General features: G+C 69.6%; 20 protein-coding genes. 13 read left to right on the top strand and 7 right to left on the bottom strand.

Translation table 11 applies throughout. From position 1 onward, the window contains the following. Window positions 1-11 precede the first annotated feature (11 nt). The 7 genes from AC1KVE_RS20250 (at window position 12) to AC1KVE_RS20220 (ending at window position 9,676) form a co-directional block, all read left to right on the top strand. A complete protein-coding gene (locus AC1KVE_RS20250; RefSeq protein ID WP_039517956.1) occupies window positions 12-1,346 on the top strand; it encodes a TldD/PmbA family protein in 1,335 nt (444 codons plus the stop codon). After that, on the top strand, window positions 1,343-2,161 hold the full coding sequence (locus tag AC1KVE_RS20245) for a DUF4159 domain-containing protein (RefSeq protein WP_024940481.1): 819 nt from the start codon (window positions 1,343-1,345) through the stop codon (window positions 2,159-2,161). The genes AC1KVE_RS20250 and AC1KVE_RS20245 overlap by 4 nt, the downstream gene beginning before the upstream one ends. A 244-nt stretch (window positions 2,162-2,405) precedes the next feature. Further along, window positions 2,406-3,398 (top strand): AAA family ATPase, encoded by a 993-nt coding sequence (locus AC1KVE_RS20240; protein WP_024940482.1) that lies wholly within the window; start codon window positions 2,406-2,408, stop codon window positions 3,396-3,398. Between the two features lie 13 nt (window positions 3,399-3,411). Next, complete coding sequence (locus AC1KVE_RS20235) at window positions 3,412-4,308, top strand: DUF58 domain-containing protein (RefSeq protein ID WP_481092991.1); 897 nt, start codon at window positions 3,412-3,414, stop codon at window positions 4,306-4,308. A gap of 43 nt (window positions 4,309-4,351) precedes the next feature. Continuing rightward, window positions 4,352-5,539 carry a BatA domain-containing protein gene (locus tag AC1KVE_RS20230; protein ID WP_481092992.1) on the top strand — a complete coding sequence of 396 codons (1,188 nt, stop codon included), beginning with the start codon at window positions 4,352-4,354 and terminating at the stop codon, window positions 5,537-5,539. Beyond that, on the top strand, window positions 5,536-7,803 hold the full coding sequence (locus AC1KVE_RS20225; RefSeq protein ID WP_481092993.1) for a hypothetical protein: 2,268 nt from the start codon (window positions 5,536-5,538) through the stop codon (window positions 7,801-7,803). Before AC1KVE_RS20230 ends, AC1KVE_RS20225 begins: the two co-directional genes overlap by 4 nt. Beyond that, complete coding sequence (locus tag AC1KVE_RS20220) at window positions 7,775-9,676, top strand: carboxypeptidase regulatory-like domain-containing protein (RefSeq protein ID WP_481092994.1); 1,902 nt, start codon at window positions 7,775-7,777, stop codon at window positions 9,674-9,676. The genes AC1KVE_RS20225 and AC1KVE_RS20220 overlap by 29 nt, the downstream gene beginning before the upstream one ends. A gap of 119 nt (window positions 9,677-9,795) precedes the next feature. Here AC1KVE_RS20220 and AC1KVE_RS20215 read toward each other — a convergent pair whose 3' ends face one another. After that, window positions 9,796-10,440 (bottom strand): DUF938 domain-containing protein, encoded by a 645-nt coding sequence (locus tag AC1KVE_RS20215; RefSeq protein WP_184457645.1) that lies wholly within the window; start codon window positions 10,438-10,440, stop codon window positions 9,796-9,798. On the opposite strand from AC1KVE_RS20215, the gene AC1KVE_RS20210 reads away from it, so the two are divergent. After that, window positions 10,439-10,645 carry a hypothetical protein gene (locus tag AC1KVE_RS20210; protein ID WP_481092995.1) on the top strand — a complete coding sequence of 69 codons (207 nt, stop codon included), beginning with the start codon at window positions 10,439-10,441 and terminating at the stop codon, window positions 10,643-10,645. The two genes, AC1KVE_RS20215 and AC1KVE_RS20210, sit on opposite strands and share 2 nt — an antisense overlap. 2 nt (window positions 10,646-10,647) lie before the next feature. Here the strand turns inward: AC1KVE_RS20210 and AC1KVE_RS20205 are convergent, their stop codons facing one another. After that, window positions 10,648-11,442 (bottom strand): EcsC family protein, encoded by a 795-nt coding sequence (locus AC1KVE_RS20205; RefSeq protein WP_184457960.1) that lies wholly within the window; start codon window positions 11,440-11,442, stop codon window positions 10,648-10,650. 173 nt (window positions 11,443-11,615) lie between these two features. Here AC1KVE_RS20205 and AC1KVE_RS20200 point away from each other — a divergent pair, with 173 nt between their 5' ends. Beyond that, window positions 11,616-12,089: an SRPBCC family protein gene (locus AC1KVE_RS20200; RefSeq protein WP_184457643.1), complete on the top strand. Its 474-nt coding sequence runs from the start codon at window positions 11,616-11,618 to the stop codon at window positions 12,087-12,089. Between the two features lie 118 nt (window positions 12,090-12,207). Here the strand turns inward: AC1KVE_RS20200 and proP are convergent, their stop codons facing one another. From proP to AC1KVE_RS20175, 5 genes are all read right to left on the bottom strand, one after another. After that, window positions 12,208-13,698, bottom strand: a complete 1,491-nt coding sequence (gene proP / locus AC1KVE_RS20195) for a glycine betaine/L-proline transporter ProP (protein ID WP_024940035.1) — start codon at window positions 13,696-13,698, stop codon at window positions 12,208-12,210. A 358-nt stretch (window positions 13,699-14,056) separates the two neighbouring features. Beyond that, window positions 14,057-14,392 carry a thioredoxin family protein gene (locus tag AC1KVE_RS20190; protein ID WP_047126468.1) on the bottom strand — a complete coding sequence of 112 codons (336 nt, stop codon included), beginning with the start codon at window positions 14,390-14,392 and terminating at the stop codon, window positions 14,057-14,059. A 21-nt stretch (window positions 14,393-14,413) separates the two neighbouring features. Continuing rightward, window positions 14,414-14,812, bottom strand: coding sequence for a host attachment family protein (locus AC1KVE_RS20185; protein ID WP_016902952.1), 399 nt, complete (start codon window positions 14,810-14,812; stop codon window positions 14,414-14,416). 100 nt (window positions 14,813-14,912) lie between these two features. Continuing rightward, on the bottom strand, window positions 14,913-16,049 hold the full coding sequence (locus AC1KVE_RS20180) for an alpha/beta hydrolase (protein WP_260214081.1): 1,137 nt from the start codon (window positions 16,047-16,049) through the stop codon (window positions 14,913-14,915). 273 nt (window positions 16,050-16,322) lie between these two features. After that, window positions 16,323-16,781: an NUDIX hydrolase gene (locus AC1KVE_RS20175; RefSeq protein WP_104646594.1), complete on the bottom strand. Its 459-nt coding sequence runs from the start codon at window positions 16,779-16,781 to the stop codon at window positions 16,323-16,325. 314 nt (window positions 16,782-17,095) lie between these two features. Between AC1KVE_RS20175 and AC1KVE_RS20170 the strand changes: the two genes are divergently transcribed. From AC1KVE_RS20170 to AC1KVE_RS20155, 4 genes are all read left to right on the top strand, one after another. After that, window positions 17,096-17,752 (top strand): SDR family oxidoreductase, encoded by a 657-nt coding sequence (locus tag AC1KVE_RS20170; protein ID WP_481092996.1) that lies wholly within the window; start codon window positions 17,096-17,098, stop codon window positions 17,750-17,752. Between the two features lie 110 nt (window positions 17,753-17,862). Then, entirely contained in the window at window positions 17,863-18,933 is a 1,071-nt protein-coding gene (locus AC1KVE_RS20165; RefSeq protein WP_481092997.1) for a M4 family metallopeptidase, read from the top strand. After that, window positions 18,930-19,241, top strand: a complete 312-nt coding sequence (locus tag AC1KVE_RS20160) for a protealysin inhibitor emfourin (protein WP_026064425.1) — start codon at window positions 18,930-18,932, stop codon at window positions 19,239-19,241. Before AC1KVE_RS20165 ends, AC1KVE_RS20160 begins: the two co-directional genes overlap by 4 nt. A 387-nt stretch (window positions 19,242-19,628) precedes the next feature. Further along, the gene (locus AC1KVE_RS20155) at window positions 19,629-20,789 is read left to right on the top strand and encodes an HDOD domain-containing protein (RefSeq protein ID WP_104574755.1); all 1,161 of its coding nucleotides are present in this window, start codon (window positions 19,629-19,631) and stop codon (window positions 20,787-20,789) included. Window positions 20,790-20,819: the final 30 nt, after the last annotated feature.

The following is a 20,819-nucleotide window of genomic DNA, read 5'->3' as shown; positions in this document are numbered from 1 at the left end:
GAGAAACCCACATGAGCATCCTTACCGAAGCGCAGGCCAAGGCCATCCTGGACAAGGTCATCAAGCTGTCCAAGGCCGACGAGTGCACCGCCACGCTCAGCGGCTCGATCGACGGCAATATCCGTTTCGCGCTCAACAACGTGTCCACCAGCGGCATCGTCGACAACACCGACCTGCAGGTGCAGGTGGCGTTCGGCAAGCGCGTGGGCATCGCCACCATCAACGAGTTCGACGACGCCGCGCTGGAGCGCGTGGTGCGGCGTGCCGAAGACCTGGCGCGGCTGGCGCCTGAAAATCCGGAATTCATGCCGGCGGTGGACAAGCAGACCTACAAACCCAGCCCCACCTTCAGCGAATCCACTGCCGCCATCGACCCGGCATTCCGTGCGCAGGTGGCCGCCGATTCGATCGCCCCGTGCAAGGGCAAGGGATTGATCGCGGCCGGCTTCCTGGAAGATGGCCAGAGCTTTACCGCGTTCGCCAACAGCAAGGGCAACTTCGGCTACCAGCGCGGCGCGCGTTTCGACTACACCTGCACCGTGCGTACCGAAGATGGTCGCGGCTCGGGCTGGGTGGGCCGCAACCTCAAGGATGCCGCCGACTTCAAGGCCGAGCAGGACATCCGCATCGCCATGCGCAAGGCCAGCGACTCGTCCGAAGCCAAGGCGCTGGAACCGGGCAAGTACACGGTGATCCTGGAGCCGGCAGCGGCGGCAGGCCTGATTTCTTTCATGATGCGCTACTTCGATGCGCGCATGGCCGACGAGGGCCGCAGCTTCCTGTCCAAGAAGGGCGGCGGCAACAAGCTGGGCGAGCAGGTCTACGACCCGCGCGTGAACATCACCGCCGACCCGTGGGATGCGCGTGCCGCCGTGCTGCCGTGGGACGAGGAAGGCCTGCCGCGCGAGAAGATGCCGATCGTGGAGAACGGCAAGATCGCCAACCTGCAGTACTCGCGGTTCTGGGCGCAGAAGAACGGCAAGCGCGCGGTCGGCGAGCCGGGCAACCTGCTGATGGCCGGTGGCGACAAGAACATCGCCGAGCTGGTGCGCGGCACCGAGAAGGGCATCCTGGTCACGCGCACCTGGTACATCCGCATGGTCGACCCGCAGACCGTGCTGCTGACCGGGCTGACCCGCGACGGCACCTTCTACATCGAGAACGGGCAGATCAAGTACCCGGTGAAGAATTTCCGCTTCAACGAATCGCCGATCATCATGCTCAACAACATCGACGAGCTGGGCAGGCCGGTGCGCGTGGCCGGCGATGAATCCAGCTACGTGATGATGATTCCGCCGATGCGGTTGCGCGACTTTACGTTTACCTCGTTGTCGGATGCGGTGTGACTGAGAGCCGGGAATCGGGAGTGGGGAATCGGGAATGGGAGAGCGGAGCAAGCTCTTCGCGGCCCGATGGTTTTCCTGCACATCCCGTTCCCGGTCTACACGCCCTGGCGGCGCACGCGACGCGCCGTCATTTCCTTGGATTGCTGCTCGGTAGCGTCGCTGCGTTGGCGCTACCGCGGCAGGCGCGGGCGGCGGGCAATTACGATTTCTGGTTTACCCGGCTGCGCTACGACTCGGGCGATTGGGATGTGGATGCGCGCATGCCGTCCAACCTGATCACCTCGTTGATCGACTACACCCAGCTGCGCGTGGACCCGCAGGAGCATGTGCTGGATCTGGCCGATCCGCGCATGCTGCAGGCACCGTTCTGCTATCTGTCCGGGCACAAGCTGGTGGAGTTCAATCCCGCCGAGCGGCGCAACTTCGAGCGCTATGTGCGCAATGGCGGCTTCGTGTTCGTGGACGATTGCAACCACGATATCGACGGGCTGTTCGCCACCTCGTTCGAGGCGCAGATGACCTCCATCTTCGGCAAGACCGCGCTGCAGAAATTGCCCAAAAACCACCGTCTCTACAGCGCATTCTTCAAATTCCCCGACGGCCCGCCGGCCACCAGTTTCGAGCTCAATGGCTGGGGCGACGACCTGGTGCACGATTATCTCAGGGGCATCAGCATCGACGGCCGTCTCGGCGTGTTGTACAGCAACAAGGATTACGGCTGCGAATGGGATTACGACTGGCGCAACAAACGCTTCCTGGCCGAAGACAACACCAAGTTCGCAGTGAACATCGTGATGTATGCATTGACCAACTGAAATCGATCCGTAAGAGCGCGCTGGCGCGCGATGCCGTACCGGTAACACCGCCTCGCGCGCCAGCGCGCTCCTACACAGATCGCGTGAGATGTTTCGCAGGCACGGGCACGGCATCCACCGACGTCGCACCCGCGAGCCCCGCACGCCTTTGTAGGAGCGCGCCTGCGCGCGATGCAGATTCACCCGTAGCGCATCGCGCGCCAGCGCGCTCCTACGCCAGCAGCCCCACAACGAGACGGTTCCCATGACTTCCCCCAACGACGACACCCTCACCCGGCAGCTCTCCCAACTCGGCGCGTTGCGTGCGGCCCTGGCGCAGGCGGTGGTGGGCCAGGACGCGGTGGTGGAGCAACTGCTGATCGGCCTGCTCGCCGGCGGCCACTGCCTGCTGGAAGGCGCGCCCGGCCTGGGCAAGACGCTGCTGGTGCGCTCGCTGGGGCAGGCGCTGGAGCTGCAGTTCCGCCGCGTGCAGTTCACCCCGGACCTGATGCCCAGCGACATTCTCGGCACCGAGCTGCTGGAAGAGGATCACGGCACCGGACATCGCCAGTTCCGGTTCCAGCAGGGGCCGATCTTCACCAACCTGCTGCTGGCCGACGAGCTCAATCGCACCCCGCCCAAGACCCAGGCCGCGCTGCTGGAGGCGATGAGCGAGCGCACGGTGAGTTACGCCGGCACCACCTATGCGTTGCCGGCGCCGTTCTTCGTGCTGGCCACGCAGAACCCGATCGAACAGGCCGGCACCTATCCGTTGCCGGAAGCGCAGCTGGACCGCTTCCTGTTGCATGTGCGGGTGGACTATCCCAGCGAGCAGGAAGAGCGCGACATCCTCAGCCAGACCACCGGCACCAGCAGCGCGCAGGTGCCCAGGGTGATGGACGCCGACAGCGTGCTGGCGCTGCAGCAACAGGTGCGGCACGTGCATGTGGGCGCGGATCTGCTGACCTGGATCAATCGCTTGGTACGCGCCAGCCGCCCAGGCCCGCAGGCCAGTGAGGACGTGCGCCAGTGGATCAAATGGGGCGCCGGCCCACGCGCCGGGCAATCGCTGGTGCTGGCGGCCAAGGCGCGTGCGCTGTTGCATGGCCGCCTTGCCGCCACCCGCGAGGATGTCGTCGCGCTGGCCGCGCCGGTGATGCGCCATCGCCTGTTGCTGTCGTTCGCCGCCGAGGCCGAACAACGCAGCGCCGACGATGTGGTCGCCGCGCTGCTGCGCGCCGTGCCGTTCCCGGCGTGAGGCGCGTTGCGGCGTGAGCATGGACGTGCCGGCACTGATTCCCGCCGAGCTGCGCAGCCGCCTGCGCGGCCTGCAGTTGCGTGCGCGGCAGGCGCAGGGCGCGCAAGGGATCGGCCAGCACGCCAGCCGCAGCCGTGGCGCCGGGCTGGAATTCTCGCAATACCGCGCCTACGAGCCCGGCGATGCCTTGCGCCAGATCGACTGGAAGCTCTACGCCCGCTCGGACCGGTTCTTCGTGCGCGAGGCCGAGCGCGAAAGCCCGCTGACGCTGTGGGTGTTGCTCGACGCCACCGCCTCCGCCGGCCAGACCGACCAGGCGCGCCCGCAGGTCACCCGCCTGCAGGCGATGGCGACCCTGGCCGCGTGCGCTGCCGAGGTCGCGCTGCGGCAAGGCGACCAGGTCGGCCTGTTCGCGGTGCATGGCGATGGCCTGGTGGCCGTGCCGGCCGGTGGCGGGCCGCGCCAGCGCGACCGGCTCTGGCTGGCCCTGCACGGGCTGCGCGCCGGTGGCCGCTGGCCGGGCATGGACGCGCTGCGTCCGCTGTGGGAACGCATCGCCGCCCATGCGCTGGTGCTGTCGATCGGCGACGGCTTCGACCAGGACCTGCTCGGCGCGCTGGAAAAACTCGCCGCCGCACGCCGCGAGGTGATGCAGCTGCAGGTGCTGACCTGCGACGAACGCGATTTCCCCTTCAGCGGCGGGCACCGCTTCCGCGACCCGGAAACCGGCGAAGAACTGCTCGGCGACGGCGCCGCGATGCGCACTGCGTATCTGCAACGCTTCGGCGCTGCCCAGCGCGCGCTGCAGGCGCGCTGGCAGGCGGCCGGCATTGCGCACGCGGTGCATTATCTGGATGCGCCACCGGATGCGGCATTGCGCGAGCTGTTTGCACACGGTGCGCGGCGATGAGCCAGCGCGCCGGCGCCACCGCCGCAGCTGAGGGAGCGCAGCAGTGAACCTGCTCCTGCTGTTTCCCGCCGGCCTGGCCGCGTTGGCCGCACTGCTGCTGCCGTTGCTGATCCATCTGGCCCGACGCAGCGAACACCGGCCCACCGACTTTGCCGCATTGCGCTGGCTGCGCGCGCAGCCGCGACCCCGGCACCGGCTGCGCTTCGACGAATGGCCGCTGCTGCTGGTGCGCCTGCTGTTGCTGGCCGCAGTGGCACTGCTGCTGGCCGAGCCGGCCTTGCGCGACCACCAGCAGGCGCGCCCGCGCATCGCGGTCAGCCCCGGCGTGGACCTGGCCGCGGCCCGGGCGCTCGGCCACGCGGCCAACGCGCAGTGGGTATGGCTGGCACCGGGCTTCCCGCCGATCGCTGCCGATGCCGCACACCCACCTGCCACGCCCGCCGGCACCGCGCCGTCGGTCGGCAGCCTGCTGCGCGAACTCGATGCCAGCCTGCCGCCGGAGACCGCGCTGCGCGTGATCGTGCCCAGCCAGTGGGGTCCGCTGGATGCGCAACGCCTGCAGCTGTCGCGCGAGGTGCGCTGGCAGGTGCTGCCCGGCCAGTCGCCGGCGGCCGCCGTGGCGCCCGTCCCACCGTTGCGGCTGCAGGCAATCGCCGACACCCCCACCGAGCCGGCCCTGCGCTATCTGCGTGCCGTGCATGCCGCCTGGGCACTGCCCGGCGCATTGCCGGTGAGCGCCCCCAGCGCTGCCGAGTCGGCACGCTGGCCGGCCGGCACGGTGGTGGCGTGGCTATCGCAGCGCCCACCACCGGCGCCGGTCATCGCCTGGGTCGCGTCCGGCGGGCAGCTGCTGCTCGATGCGCAGACGCCGGCCCCGCCCGCACTGGCGGGCCCGCTGCAAGCGCTGCTGCAGGACGCACACGGCGCCGCGCTGATCGATGCCGCAACGGTTGGCCGCGGCCGCCTGCTGCGCTGGGCCGCGCCTTTGCAGCCGCAGCGGCTGCCGGCGCTGCTGGATGCCGACTTCCCCACCCGCCTGCACGACGCCCTGCAGTCGACACCCGCACCACAGCGCGCGCTGGCGCAGACCCAGCAGCCGCAGCGCGGCCCCGCCATCCGCCTGGCCAGCGCCCCCTGGCCGCTGGCGCCATGGCTGATCGGCCTGGTGCTGCTGCTGTTTGCGATCGAACGCTGGCTGGCCACCGCGCCCCGCCGGAGCCGCGCGGCATGAGCACGCCGGCCCTGCACCTGGCCTGGCAGGCCGCGCGGCGACGGCAGGCCGCAGGCGTGCTGCTGTGCGGGCTGCCGCTGGCCGCGCTGCCGGCGCTGCTGGCGTGGCGTGCCGGTGCGCAGCCGGCGATCCTGCCGTTGCTGCTCCTGGGCCTGCTGGCGCTGATCGGCGTGGCGCTGCTGGCGGCACGCCGGCTCGACCAGACCTGGCTGATCCGCCGGCTGGATCGCGACGCGGATCTGGAAGACAGCAGCGACCTGCTGTTCGCCCCGGCCGGGCAGCTCGGCCCGTTGCAGGCCCTGCAGCGCCAGCGCCTGGAACAACGCCTGCGCAGCACCCCGCGTGATCTGCGCCCGGCCTGGCCCTGGCGGCGCGCCTTGGCATGGGGCTTGCCCGGCCTGCTCGCCTGCGCCGCGGTGCTGCTGTGGCCGCACACCGCTCACCGGCCCACCGCAGGCAACGACCGGATCGCTGCCGCACGCGCCGGCACCGGCGCCCCCACCCTGGGTCAGGCGCGGCTGCACAGCACGCCGCCCGCCTACACCGGCCTGCCGCCCGCACGCCTGCCCGGCCTGGATGCGCGTGTGCCCACCGGCACCCGGCTGCACTGGCAGCTGCAGGTCAACCCGGCCCCGCGCAGCGTGGCGCTGCGGCTCAGTGACGGCCGCAGCATCGCGCTGGCCCGGCAAGGCAGCACCGATCAATGGCAGGGTCAGTGGGTCGCCGAGCGCGCCAGCCTGTACCGCATCCTCATCGACGGCGCGCCGGCCGACCGCCAGCTGCACCGCCTCGACGTGCTGCCGGACCGCCCGCCGCAGGTGCGCGTGCTGGCACCCGAACAGAGCCTGGTGCTGTGGACGCCGTCCCAGACCGGCAATCGAGGCTGGGCGCTGCGCTTCGAAGCCAGCGACGACTACGCGGTCGCCGCCAGCGCCGAGCTGCGCCTGACCCTGGCCCAGGGCAGCGGCGAAAACATCACCTTCAAGACCCAGCGCCGCACGCTCGGCGGCAGCGGCCCGGCCCGGCTGCGCGGCTTTTCCACCACGCTGCAGCCGCAGGCGCTGGGCATGGCCGCCGGCGACGACCTGATCGCCCAGCTCATCGTGCACGACACCCGCCAGCCTGGCCCGCAGGAAGGCCGCAGCGCCAGCGTGATCCTGCGCTGGCCACCGCCGGAGCAGACCATGGCCGCCGGCCTGGAGGCCAGCGTCAAGCAGACCTTACCGGCCTATTTCCGCAGCCAGCGCCAGATCATCATCGACGCCGAGGCGCTGCTGAAGGAAAAGCCGCGCCTGGACCCGGCCACCTACCTCAAGCGCGCCGACGCCATCGGCGTGGACCAGCGCCTGCTGCGGCTGCGCTACGGCCAGTTCCTGGGCGAGGAGAGCGAAGGTGCGCCCAAGGGCCCGCCGACCGCCGACGAAGCGCCGACCAGCGACGCCCCGGCCGAGGATCTGCCCACCGCCGACATGCCCACCGCGGATGCGCCGGCAACGCCTGCGGCGCCCGCGCCCGCCCGGGACGAACACGGGCACGATGCGCACGACCATGCCGCCGAGGCCGGCGCTGCCGCGCTGGACGACCACGACCATGGGCATGGCGACGGCGGGCCGGAGCGCGGCGGCTTCGGCCAGGCGCAGGACGTGCTGTCCGAGTTCGGGCACACCCACGACCATGCCGAAGCCGCCACCCTGCTCGACCCGCAGACCCGCGCGCTGCTGCGCGCCGCGCTGGACCAGATGTGGCAGTCCGAGGGCGAGCTGCGCCAGGGCCACCCGGAGCGTGCGTTGCCGTTTGCCAACAAGGCGCTGGGCTTCATCAAGCAGGTGCAGCAGGCCGAACGCATCTACCTGGCGCGGGTCGGCACGCAGTTGCCGCCGATCGACCCCAGCCGCCGCCTGAGCGGCGACCGCGCCGGCCTGGGCGACCGTGCCGCCGGCCTGGACAGCCGCCCGGATCCGGACCCGTCGGCGCTGCAGCTGTGGGACGCGCTCGGCGAGCAGGCCCCGGTGCCCGACGCCACCCTGGCCCGCTACGCGCAGTGGCTGCAGGCCCAGCAGGAGCGCCTGCAGGATCCGCTGGGCCTGGCCGCGGCGGTGGAAACCCTGCGCGCCGAACCCGCTTGCGCCAGCTGCCGCGCCCAGCTGCGCGCCCAGGTCTGGCGCACGCTGGTCGCCCCGCCGGCCCCGCTGCACCGCCGCGCCCCTGCCGACGCACGCGGCCAGCGCTATCTGGATGCCCTGCACCAGGAGCCGCAACCATGATGCTGCCACCACCCCGGTTGACCGCACGCGGCAGCGTGCGACTGCTGCATGCGCGCGCGGCCACCCGGCGCCTGGGGCCACGGCAGGCTGGATGTACGCAAGCGGAGCCGCAGGCATGACGCTCGCGCTGCCCTGGCTGGTCGGCAGTGCCTTGTTGCTGCTGGTGATGCTGAGCTGGTTCCGGCTGCTGCGCGCACATGCCCGGCAACCACGCGCGCGGCTGTGGCTGTTGCTTGCCGCCCAACCACTCCTGGCTGGCCTGCTCTACCCGGTGCTGCTGCCGCCGCCGCGCGCCGGCAGTGCGAGCGAACTGCATGTCGCCACCGCAGGCACCCCGGCAGACCAGGTTCGCCCGACTGCTGCGGCGTGGGTCGCCCTGCCCGAGGCGCCCGCCTTGCCCGGCGTGGCACACGTGCCGGACCTGGCCACCGCGTTGCGGCGCGCGCCCGGCACCACCGCGCTGGTCGTGCATGGCAGCGGCCTGCCGGCGCGCGACCGCGACGGCCTGCGCGTCCCTGTGCGGCTGGCGCTGGCTCCGCTGCCGACCGGTCTGGTCGCCGTCTCCACGCCGCCGCCGGTCGCACCCGGCGAACGCATCGCCATCAACGCGCGTGTGCAGGGCCTGCCGGGCGCGCGGGTGGAGCTGCTGGACCCGGCCGGGCAGGTGGTCGACACCGCCGCCACCGATGCGGCCGGCCAGGTGCAGCTGCGTGGCCAGGCGCGCGCACCGGGGCAGGTGCTGTTCGCGCTGCGCCTGCGCGATGGCGCAGGCGCCGAACGCGGCCGCGTGCAGGTGCCGGTGCTGATCGCCGCAGTGCCGTCCGCACGCATGCTGCTGCTGGCCGGCGCGCCGCAGCCGGAACTGAAATACCTGCGCCGCTGGGCCAGCGATGCCGGCATGCAGGTGCGCAGCCAGATCGCCGTCGGCCCCGGCGTGCAACTGGGCGAGGGCGCTGCGCTGGATGCCGCCAGCCTGGATGCGCTGGACCTGCTGGTCATCGACCAGCGCCGCCTGGTCGCCCTGGGCAACGCGCAGCGCCAGGGCGTGCGCGCCGCGATCGGCCGCGGCCTGGGCGTGCTGGTGCGCACCGACGGCCCCCTGGATGCTGCCACCCGCGCCGCGCTCGGCGAGCTGGGCCTGGCCGTGACAGGCGGCAGCACCAGCGCAGCGGTCCCCGCGCCGCGCTCGCTGGTGGCATCGCCCGGCGCAAGCGACGCAGCCGCAGCGCCGGCCGACGCCGCGCCACTGCCGCCCCTGCAACGCCGCACCCTGCAGCCGCAACAGGCCGACGCCGTGATCGCCGCACGCGCAGACGACGGCAGCGCGTTGGGCTGGTGGCGGCCGCAAGGCCGCGGCCGCATCGGCATCGGCCTGATCGAAGACAGTTTTGCCCTGGTCCTGGCCGGCCGCAGCGACCTGCATGCCGCGCTGTGGGCGCAGCTGGTGAGCGCTGTCGCCCGCGCAGGCGGCAGCGCGCCGGCTGCGGTGCAGACTGGCTGGTCGCAACACCGCATGACGCTGTGCGGCGTCGCCGCGGACGCGGCCGTCATCGGCCCTACGGGCGCATCTCAAGCGCTGCTGATCGATCCCGCCAGCGGCGCGCGGGCCTGCGCCGCCTACTGGCCGGCCGCCGCAGGATGGCATCGTCTGCAGACCGGTACCGAACAGCGCTGGCTCTATGTCCGCGCACCCCGCGATGCCCCCGCGCTGCACACCCAGCAGATCCGCGACGCCACCGTTGCGATGGCCGCCATCGACACGCCCGCAAGCGTCGGCGCGCCAACAGCCCAGCCCGGCGCCCGCTGGCCCTGGCTGCTAGCCTGGCTCACGCTGGCCGCAGCACTGTGGTGGCTGGAACGACGCCGGCGCTGACTGCGGCAGTGCACGGCCACTTCATCAGCGCAGGCCCGCGTGCGGCGCGCTTTCCAGGGCCTTTGCACTTCACTGGAAAACAGCGGCGCTGCAATATCAGCAATCTCTCGGCGACACACTCAACGCGACTGACGCGCCCACACCCGGCAACAGTTGTTCGCCGGCAACGCCACATCGTCGATCAACTGCAAGCCCACCGACGCCGCCAGTGCATCCACCGCTTCGGCATCGCGAATGCCCGATGCGGCATCGCGTTCGCGCAGCATCGCATCGAACGCGCGATTGCTCTGGCTGGTGAATTGGCCATCGCGGTTGAACGGCCCATACACCACCAGCAGCGCATCCGGCGCCATCACCGCCGGCAACCCCGCAAACAACGCCTGCACCTGCGGCCAGCCCATGATGTGCAAGGTATTGGCGCTGTAGACCGCGTCGTAGCCGGCAGGCTCGCCCGCCTGCGCAGGCGGCAATGGCGGCGTGGGCGCCAGGCCCGGTGTCGGCGTCAGCGCCGCCTGCAATGCAATCGGTGGCGGCGTATTCGGCAGTGCCGCCTCGTCCAGCCACTGCGTCATGCCCGGCAGATGGTCGGCATGATCGCTGGCCTGCCAGCGCAACCACGGCATCGCCGCCGCAAAATGCACCGCGTGCTGCCCGGTCCCGGCACCGATTTCCAGCACATTGCGGCGGTCGGCAAAGTGCCGTTGCAACACCTCCAGGATCGGGTCGCGGTTGCGCGCGGAGGCTGGCGAAAAGGGTTTGGTCATGGAAGATATCCAGGAAGAGCGAAGCCGATTGTCGCGCGCGGCGGCGGCGTTGCGCAGTGCGCACGAGGGCATCGATGCGGCGCCGCGCCCGCATGCGAGTGCGCGTGCATCAACGCAGGCCCGCAAATTCCGTGGATGCTTGCAGGTTGCCTGGATGGAGCTTGCAGCTTGCCTGCGGCAGATGCGCGGCACCGCGGGGCGTTAGGTTCAACGCGCCGCCGGCAATGCGTCATACGCACGTCGCACCGCTTCCTCGCCATAGCGCCGCTCCAGCCGGCGCACGATGAAGTGCCCGCGCGCCATCGCCTGGAAGTGGCGCATGAACACGGTATTGAGGGTTGCGCCGCTCACCGCACCGACCAGCGGCACCGCCTGCACGGCGAGTTTTTCGCCGACATTGACCGAGAACTTGGCCGCAACGCGCGACACCAGCGACACCAGCACCGGCGCGCCCTTGCTGGCAAACCCGTGCGCGGTGACGTAATGCGCCGCAGCGCTGAGTTGTTGCGCCATTGCCGCGCGCACCGCGAAGTAGCCCGATTCGGCGCCGTCGTCGCTGACACTGCGCCCGCCATGCGCCAACACTTCCAGGCAGGCCAGCGCGGTGTCCGGATCCTGCAGCGATTCGCCTTCGGAACGGGCGATATCGGCGATGGAGCGCAACATCACCGTAGTGGTCACCGGCAGCTCCACCAACAGCCCGGGCAGGCCGAAGAATCCGCCGGCACCACCGGCGACAGCCACCGCCATGGTGTGGCGTGCGGTGGACGCAGGCTGCTGCAGATCGGTCTTGCCGCGCAGGCTCAGTAATGCCGATTTCATCGCCACCTGCAGCGCGCGGCGGGTCACGCCGTCGATGCTGCGGGTGACCAGCTTCGGCAGCCGTCGGGTGATCAGGCTCTCGATCGGCGCGCCCATTGCATTGGCCAGTCGGGCGGCCACGCCGGGGTTTTCCAACAGCGCGTGCGCGGTGGCCAGATCGCGTTGCGCGGCAACGTCCATCACCGGGATCGGAAGCGTCGTCATGCCTGCTCTTCGTCGTTGGGGGCTTGCGGCGATGGTACCCAGCGCCATGTGAGCGCCGGACGAGCGAACTCGGCAAGCGAAAAACACCATCCTGCAAATGGCTGGCAAAATGCGCGATCATCGGGGTTCAAGCAGCCAATGCCGATCACATGAATCGTGAGATCCGCCACAGCATCGTCATTGCGGCCGCGCCGGAAGTGGTCTGCGCCGCTTTGTCCGAGCCCATGCAGCTGGCGCGCTGGTGGACACGCGAGGTGAGCCTGGTCGAGAACCGGGTGCGGCTGGACTGGAGCCGGCAGGGCTGGCGGGTGGAGCTGAGCATCGACGACGGCGCCGACTACCGCCTGGTGCGCTGGCGCTGCCACGCCTCCAACATGCTCGACACCGACGCCTGGAAGGGCACGGTGATGCGCTTTGACCTGCATTCCACCAGCCAGGGCACGCAGGTGGAGTTCGAACACTCCGGCTATCGCGACTCGCCCTGCAAAGAGGCCTGCGCACGCGGCTGGCGCTTCTTTCTGGGCAGCAGTCTCAAGCGCTATGTGGAAACCGGCGAAGGCATGCCGTCGGCCGATATGCGCAGCCCTGAGCTGCCCGACAGCGGCGGTCGCCTACCACGCTAGGGGCGGCGACTGCAGGGATCCATTGGCATAGCGGCGTGCACGCTCGCCCGCCCCTGTGTGAATCCAACCGGCCTTGTGTGCCCGCGTTGGCACACAAGGCCGATCGCGCCGGGTCCGCTTACGCCGTATGCGGCTGGCCCATGGCAGGCGCCGTGCTGCCAGGCAGCTGCGCATCCACCGTCACCGGGCTGTCGCTGCGCAGCAATGCGCGCGCCTCGGCATCGGTGGCCACCGCCGGCGGCGAGCCGCGCAGCGGCAGGCCGGCGGTTTCGCGCACGAACAGCATGGTCACCAGGCCGATCGCCGCCGCGCCCATCAGGTAGTACGCCGGCACCAGCGGGTCGCCGCTGCGCTCCACCAGCCAGGCGGTCACCAGCGGTGTGGTGCCGCCGAACAACGACACCGACACGTTGAAGGCGATCGACAACGCGCTGTAGCGCACCGGGGTGTAGAACAGCGCCGGCAGCGTGGACGGCATCGAACTGGTGAAGCACACCAGCGCCAGGCCGAGCAGCATCAGCCCGGCGAAGATCAAGCCGTCGTGGCCGCTGCCGATCAGCAGCAGGCAGGGGATGGCCAGCGCGAACAATGCGATGCAGGCGCCGATGATCATCGGCCGGCGGCCCAGCCTGTCGCTGAACAGGCCGCCGACGATGTTGAGCGGCATCATCACCAGCATCACCAGAATGATCAGCAACAGGCCCTTGCTCTCGGCATAGCCCATGGTGACGCTGAGATAGCTGGGCATGTAGGTCAGCAGCATGTAGTCGGTGACGTTGAACACCAGCACCAGCCCCACGCACTTGAGCAACTGCGGCCAGTGCAGGCGCAGCATCGTCAGCAGGCCCTGCGCGGCGGTTTCGCGCTCGCGCTGTTCCGATTGTTCGGTATAGGCGCGAAATGCCGGGGTTTCTTCCAGCTTCATACGCATGTACAGGCCCAGCAGCCCCAGCGGGCCGGCAATCAGGAACGGCACGCGCCAGCCCCAGTCGAGCATCTGCGCCTGGGTCACCGTCATGTGCAACACCGTCACCGTGGCGGCGCCGGCGATGTAGCCACCCAGGGTGCCGAATTCCAGCCAGCTACCCATCAAACCACGATTGCGGTCGGTGGCGTATTCGGCAATGAAGGTCGCCGCGCCGCCGTATTCGCCACCGGTGGAAAACCCCTGCAACAGCCGCGCCAGCAACAGCAGCGCCGGCGCCCACAGGCCGATCTTGGCGTAGGACGGAATCAGCCCGATGCTGAAGGTGCCCAGGGCCATCAGGATCATGGTCGCGGCCAATACCTTCTGCCGCCCGTAGCGGTCACCGAGCGGGCCGAACACCAGCCCGCCGATCGGCCGCACCAGGAAGGCGACGGTAAAGGTGGCAAAGGTGGCGATCAACTGCGCGGTGGGATTGCTGGCCGGGAAGAACACCTGCCCCAACGTCACCGCCAGATAGCCGTACACGCCGAAGTCGAACCACTCCATCGCATTGCCCAGCGCGGCGGCACCCACCGCCTTGCGCAGCATGCCGCGGTCCACCACGGTGACCTCGTCCAGTTGCAGTTGGCGGCGGCGCTTGAACCAACCGAAGTGCGAGGCAATCGCGCGCGTGTCGTGCATGTGTTGTGTCTCCATGTGCGGCCATCGCTGCCCGCTCGCCCTGGCAACGCACAGGACACGGCGCATCACGCAGGCATGGCAATGGCACATGCACAAGATGACGCCGGAGGCATTCCCGGACGGCCGCGTGGACTCAGCGACGCTGCGGGACAGACGACCAAGGGATGGGCAATGCCCAAGGGCTTGATCAGCCCGTTATGGTACTACAGCGCGCAGATCGCTGCAGCCGCGATGGCGGCGCATCGCTGAAAAGTGCTTGTTTCACGGCATCTGGCGCATTTGGCGCGTATCTCACGCCCTCGGTGCACTGCGCATGTCCTGCCGTAGTGCATGCCATCGAATCAGGCGCTGTGCATGCTTACACCAGCGCCTCACCCAGCTGCGACAGCAGCGGCTGCAGATCCTCGCGCGTCTGCGGGCGCACGGCGCGCGCCACTTCCACACCGTCGCGCAGCAGGATGATGGTCGGCCATAACTTGACGCGGAACGAGCGGCCCAGGGGCCGCCCTTTTCCATCTTCGATCTTGCGGTAGTCGAGCGCCGCCACGCCACCCAGCAGTTTCTGCAGCAGTGGTTGTGCGGCAATGCAGTGGCCGCACCAGTCGGTGCCGAACTCCAGCACCTGCAGACCGGCCTGTGCATCCACCTCGCTGCGTTCGGGCGCCTGGGTGGCGTAGTCGCGAACAAACCCCATCGTCTAGCGGCTCCGGTGTGCTTACGACAATGCGCGCTGGATCTCTTCCAGCGGCAGGTTGGTCAGGTCCTTGGCCAGGTCGCCGACCAGGCGCTGCTGGGTTTCCTTATGCAGCAGCGGGCGCACGCGGCCCAGCGTGGTCGGGTCGGCGACCAGCACCAGATGCGTGTACTCGTGCTTCAGCGCGCCATCGTTCAAGGCATGCGACAGCTGCTTGGCGAAGGTCATTTCATCCATGTCCGCCTCGCTGAGATCCTGCGGCGCCTTGCCGGCCGGGCCATCGTCGTCGACGTTCTGCACATCGGTGCGCGCGTGCTGGCGCAGCACCACCTTGGCTTCGTTACCGGTGTTGGTGAACCAGCGCGCTTCGCCGCCATCGGCCACCACCACCAACGCACCCTGAGGAATTTGCAGACTCATTCGATTCTCCTGATAGAACGGCGCTGCATGTGCAACGCCAGTCGGCCTCAAGCTAGGTGAGAGGATGTAAGCGCCGCGCCTAGCCAGTGTCAGCGTGGCGTTAGCGTGGTGCGGCCAGCGGCGGCGGCGGCAGGCCCAGGTGCTTGCTGAAGAAACGCGCCGCCACCCGCAGCGCCTGCTGGCTCTCCGGCAGTGCATTGGTGAGGTGGAAGGCGTGCCCCAAGCCATCCCACACATGCAGGTCCGATTCGCGGCCCAGGTCTACCAAGCGCGCATGCGTGTAGGCGGCATTGCTCAGCTCGGCAGCACGCGTGGCGGTCAGAAACAGCGTCGGTGGGAACTGCTGCAGTACCGCATCGGAAAACACCGGCGACACCAGCGGGTCGTGGAAGTCCACGTTGTCGCCGTAGTACAGGTCTTCCCAGATCGGCAACGCACCGGCCTTGTCCGGCAACAAGGCATCGTTGACTGCCGCCACCACAATGCGCGAATCGCCGCGGTAGCGCGCATCGCCTGCGGCGCAGAACAGCCCGGCCGCCGCCGGCATCGGCAACTTTTCCTTGGCAAACCACGCCAGCGATTCACCGGTGAGCACGCCGCCTGCCGAACAACCGAACAGGCCGATGCGCTCTGGCGCATAGCTCTTGAGCGCGGCGCGATACACCGCCGCCACATCCTCGCTGGCGGCCGGGAAATGGTGCTCGGGCCCCATGCGGTAATCCACCGCGACCACGGTCATGCCGGTCATCGCCGCCAGCGGAATGGCTTCCATCAAGCCGAACGAGGCCGCGCTGCCCATCACGAAGCTACCGCCATGCAGTTCGATCAACATGCGCTTGGCCTGCTCGGGTGTGCGCGTGCGCGGCTCCACCCGCAGCACCGGCACACCGTTCCAGGTTTCGGGCGTGATCTCCACCGCGTAGCGCGTGCGCAGCTGCGCAATCACGCCTTTGGCCCAACGCTCGGTGTCGGCGCGGATGCTCGGCAATTGCTTGAGCAAGGTGGCGTTGTCGGCCTTGTCCAACGGATCGGCGCGGGCCACCCCGGCGGCCATATGCGCACGCGCGGCCGGGCTCAGATATTCCGACACCGGCAGGTCGAATGCGGGCACATGCCGGATGCCATCGGGGGCCGATGCGGCCGCCGGTGGTGCCGGCTCGGCGGCGATTGCGTGCACGCTGCACGCGGTACAGATCAACGTGAGCGCCAGCGTCTTGTTCAACCAATGACGTGTCATGCAGTGCCCTCCCAGGCAAGTCGAACCGCCAAGGATACCGTCAGCGGCCGGCTTGCATCGCGTGCAGACAATGGCGCTGCATGTAACGACGCGATGTAACGCAAATGCTGCAACTACGCACACCACAGCGTGCAATCGGAGCATCGCATCAAGCGTGCGCGAGCGTTCTCTATCGCAGGCAGGTTGATGCGTTTGCTTGCATCCGGCGGACATCGACATCGCGACTACCACGGCGCGTGCCGGTGCATCGACGCATGCACTGAAGTCATGCGCTCAGGCGGCAGGTGTCGACGCCGCAGTCGGTGGCAGATGCTGCACCGCCTGCAGCGTGGAGGTGGTCAGTGGCGACGGCAGTGCATCCAGCGCGAACCAGCCGATGTCGGCGATCGCCTCGGGCTCGCGGCGCTCGGCGTGCTCGCTGCCCTGGATCGCGGCCAGATACACCGGCGCGACCCAATGCTGCGGCGGCGTCAGGTCCGGCTCGAAGTAGCTGACGATGCACAGCACGCCTTGCAGTTGCACGTGCAGGCCGGTTTCTTCCAGCACTTCGCGCACCACCGCGTGCTCCACCGTCTCCATCCAGTCCACCTTGCCGCCGGGCAGGCCCCAATGGCCTTGCTCGGGCGCACGCCCGCGCTGCACCAGCAGCAGGCGGCCATCGGCGCGGCGGATGAACGCGCCGCAGCCAACGCGTGGACGTCGGTCGGTATCGATTGAGTTGGACATAGGCATTCCGGACGTTGTGACGCGTAGTGTCCCAGATGTGCGGCAGGCAGGTGGTGCATCTGCGCCCTGCATGCCGGTGGCGACGACGCTGCGCGATGCCGCCCGGTCGATGCGGTGCATTGCACGCGCCTGCTCGCGTGATGCGCAGGGCGAGCGCCGTGGCGCCGCATTACACAAGCACCCGCTGGATCGAATCCACGCACCTGCAAGTGCATGCGCATACGGAGCGCCTCTCCACGCCCATCCACGCTGCCTTAGCGCCAGGTTGGCGAGGATGCGTGCAGCCCGCGCCGTCATGGCGCACCGTCTTGGAGGTTGGAATGTCGCGTATCGTCGTGATCGGTGGCCATGGCAAGGTCGCGCGTCTGCTGACGCCGTTGCTGGCACGCGGTGGGCATTCGGTCACCGCACTGTTTCGCAATCCTGCGCACGCAGACGATGTGATTGCCGACGGCGCCACCCCGCAGGTGTTCGATATCGAACAGGCCGACACCGATGCGATCGCCGCGCAACTGGCCGGGCACGATGCGGTGGTGTGGTCGGCCGGCGCTGGTGGCGGCGATGCGGCGCGCACCTACGCGGTGGACCGCGATGCGGCGATCCGGTCGATGCATGCCGCCGCACAGGCACGCGTGCGCCGCTATGTGATGGTGTCCTATCTCGGCGCCGGGCTGGAACACGGCATCGGCCCGGACGATGGCTTCTTCGCCTACGCGCAGGCCAAGGCCGCCGCCGATGCGCAGCTGCGCACCACCACGCTGGACTGGACCGTGCTGGGGCCGGGGCGGCTCACGCTGGAGCCGCCAAGCGGCCGCATCACCCGCGATCCAGGCAGCGATGCCGATGGCGGCGTGTCGCGCGCCAACGTCGCGCAGGTCATTGCCGCGGCACTGGCCATGCCGGCCACCATCGGTAAGACGGTGGGCTTTATCGACGGGCAGACGCCGATTCAGCAGGCCTTGTCGCAGCTGGAATGAACGCCAGGCCTATCGCGATGCCTGCACGCGGCGCACCGTGCACCGGCCTAACGAATTCCTAAAGCCGGCCTCGGCATAGTCGCGGGCGCAGCCCATTGTGGAGGTCGCTTATGTCTGCATTCGTCACGCCACGCCGTGCCGGCATCCTGCCGCCGTACCTGCTGGACCATGTGGCCCAGGCCGCGCCCGAGCGTGCGCGCCAGTGCGCGCTGTTGTCCCGGCAGATCACCGCGCAGCTGCGCCAGCAGCGCGCGCTCGGCCTGCTCGCACGGGCCCAGACGCTGTCTGCCGATGCTGCCAGCGCCCCCACCGCGCAAGCCGTGCAGCGGCAGATCTACGACGCCCAACAAGGCACCGCGCTGCCCGGCACCCTGGTCCGTGCCGAGGGCGCTGCCGCCACCGACGATGTGGCGGTGACCGAGGCCTACGATTATCTCGGCGCCACGCACGACTTCTTCCAGACGGTATACGGGCGCAATTCCATCGACGGCGACGGCATGCCGTTGATCGGCACCGTGCATTACGAGCGTGGCTACGACAACGCCTTCTGGAATGGCGAGCAGATGGTGTTCGGCGATGGCGATGGCGAGGTCTTCAACCGCTTCACCATCGCCATCGACGTGGTGGGCCACGAGCTGACCCATGGCGTGACCGAGCGCACCGCCAACCTGATCTACCAGGGCCAGTCCGGTGCCCTGAACGAGTCGCTGTCGGATGTGTTCGGCGTGTTGATCAAGCAGTACTCCTTGCAGCAGCAGGCAAGCGAGGCGGACTGGATCATCGGCGCCGGCTTGTTGATGCCCGGCATCAACGGCGTGGGCCTGCGCTCGATGCGCGCGCCCGGCACGGCGTACGATGACCCGGCCCTGGGCAAGGATCCGCAACCGGCCAGCATGGCCGGCTACGTCGACACACAAGAGGACGATGGCGGCGTGCACTACAACTCCGGCATTCCCAATCACGCGTTCTATCGCGCAGCCGTGGCCATCGGTGGCTACGCCTGGGAGAAGGCCGGCCGCATCTGGTACCGCGCGCTCAGCGGCGGCAACCTGGCCGCCGGTGCGGACTTCGCCACCTTTGCCGCGCTCACCGTCAGCATTGCCGGTGCGGACTATGGCGCCGGCAGTGCCGAGGCAACCGCGGTGCAACAGGCCTGGCGCGACGTGGGCGTGCTGGCATGAGTCCGCAGCGTCCACCGGTGGATGCAGGCGTGACCTTGCGGCTGGCACGCGAGGGCGGGGTGGCCGCCTTCCCCGCCATGCGGCGCGAACGCCAGCTGGTGATGGATGACCTGGACGAGGCGCAGCGCCTGCAGCTGCGCACCTTGCTGGACCAGTGCCTGGTGCATGCGCTGCCGCGCCCACAGGCCGGTGGCGGCGACCGCCGTTATTTCAGCATTGCCTGGGACGGTGCCAGCGAGCCGCTGCGCATCCCCGAAGAACATGCACCGGCCGCGATCGTGCGGCTGTGGAAACAGGGCACGCTGTAGCGCGCCTGTGCCGCGATGCCGCCGCCCGCGATACAGCGCGCGTGCCCATCGCCATCCACAAACGAAGACACCGCGCAGTGCGCGGTGTCTTGGTATCGAAAGTGGTCCAACTGCGGATGCCTGCACCCTTTAAGCTGCCTAGATGCTCTAGGGCTGCACAGCTGGTGACGCATAGTGCGGCCTGCGGCGTTAGCGCCACGTGCAGCGCAGCAGTCAACTTGAAGACACCCCACTCATCGCTGCAGTGCAGCAGGTCATTGCCGGTATCCGGCCCTGGCGCGCGCGTGGCGGGCGCCATTGGCATCGCACGCCGCCGCACGTCTGCATTGCCGTCAACACCGGCTTCGCGGATAGTCGCTGCACCGATCGGACGACTCCTGGACCTTTGTGATTGTGTTGCTGCTTGCTGCCGGACTGCTTGCCGGCCTGGGACTCGCCGGCGTCGTCGCCTGGCTGCTGCTGCGCCAGCGCGCGCGCACCACGGCTGCCTCTGCCGCGTCTGCCACCGTCACGCATGCCGCAGCAGCGCCGCACGTGCCGCAGCCGGCGGCTGAGCAGGTGCCGGCGCCGCCGCAGGCCCAGGCGCATGCCGCCGCTGCAGCACAGCCCCTGCCGTCCGGGCCGCCTCCGATGCAGCCGCTGCTGCGCCGCATGTATGCCGCGGTGATGTCCACCCCGGCGCTGGCCGACGGCCACCTGCCGACCGACCCGGCCCAGGCCGCGGTGCTGGCGGCGGTGGGCGCTGCGCTCGACCACGTGGACCTGCGCCCGCAGCTATTGCCGCGCCGCCCGCAGTTGTTGCCGCAGCTGATGCGCGCGGTCAACGACCCGGATGCTTCCGGCCGTGGCATCGCCGCGATCATCGCGCAGGACCCGGCGCTGGCCGCCAACCTGCTGCGCATCGCCAACAGCGCGCTGTATCGCCCGCAGGGCGGCCCGCTGGAAAGCCTGGAGCGGGCCGTGGTGCATATCGGCACCGAGGGCGTGCGCCAGATCGTTGCCGCCGCCGTGATGCAGCCGGTGCTGAGCCTGGAGGGCGGCCTGTACGCACGCCTGCCGGCGGCAGTGTGGGACTACGCCCTGCGGACCGCCGCCGCTGCGGCCGCCTACATGCGCGAGCGCGGTGGCGACACCTTGTCGGCGCAGCTGGCCGGCCTGCTGCAAGGCCTGGGCGCGGTGGTGATCCTGCGCGTGCTGCGCGATGCCTATGCCGAGCGCCCGAGCCTGCCCTACAGCCTGGAAGTGGCCGCCGCGCTGGTCGAACGCCATACCGCCGCCGTCGCCAAGACCATTGCCACCACCTGGGACCTGCCCGCCGCGCTGGGCACCGCGCTGGACGAGCAACGCCCCGAGCACGACACCACCCTGCTCACCAGCTCGCTCGGCATGGCGCTGCGTTACGGCCGGCTGGCCGCCGCGCTGGCCATGCTCGCCCGCCACGGTGCCGAGCAGGAGGAGCATGCGCTCAGTGTGCTGTCCACGCTGGAGCCGGACCACGCGGCCAACGCCGCGCTATGGCAACGGCTGGTCGCCGCCAGCGTGGAGTGAGGCCGGCCCGGTCGCCGCAGGCCGGGCACA

It is taken from the genome of Xanthomonas sp. NCPPB 2864, assembly GCF_056675615.1.
The sequence above is the reverse complement of the archived record's forward strand: the minus strand, read 5'-3'. Positions and strand labels throughout refer to the sequence as shown.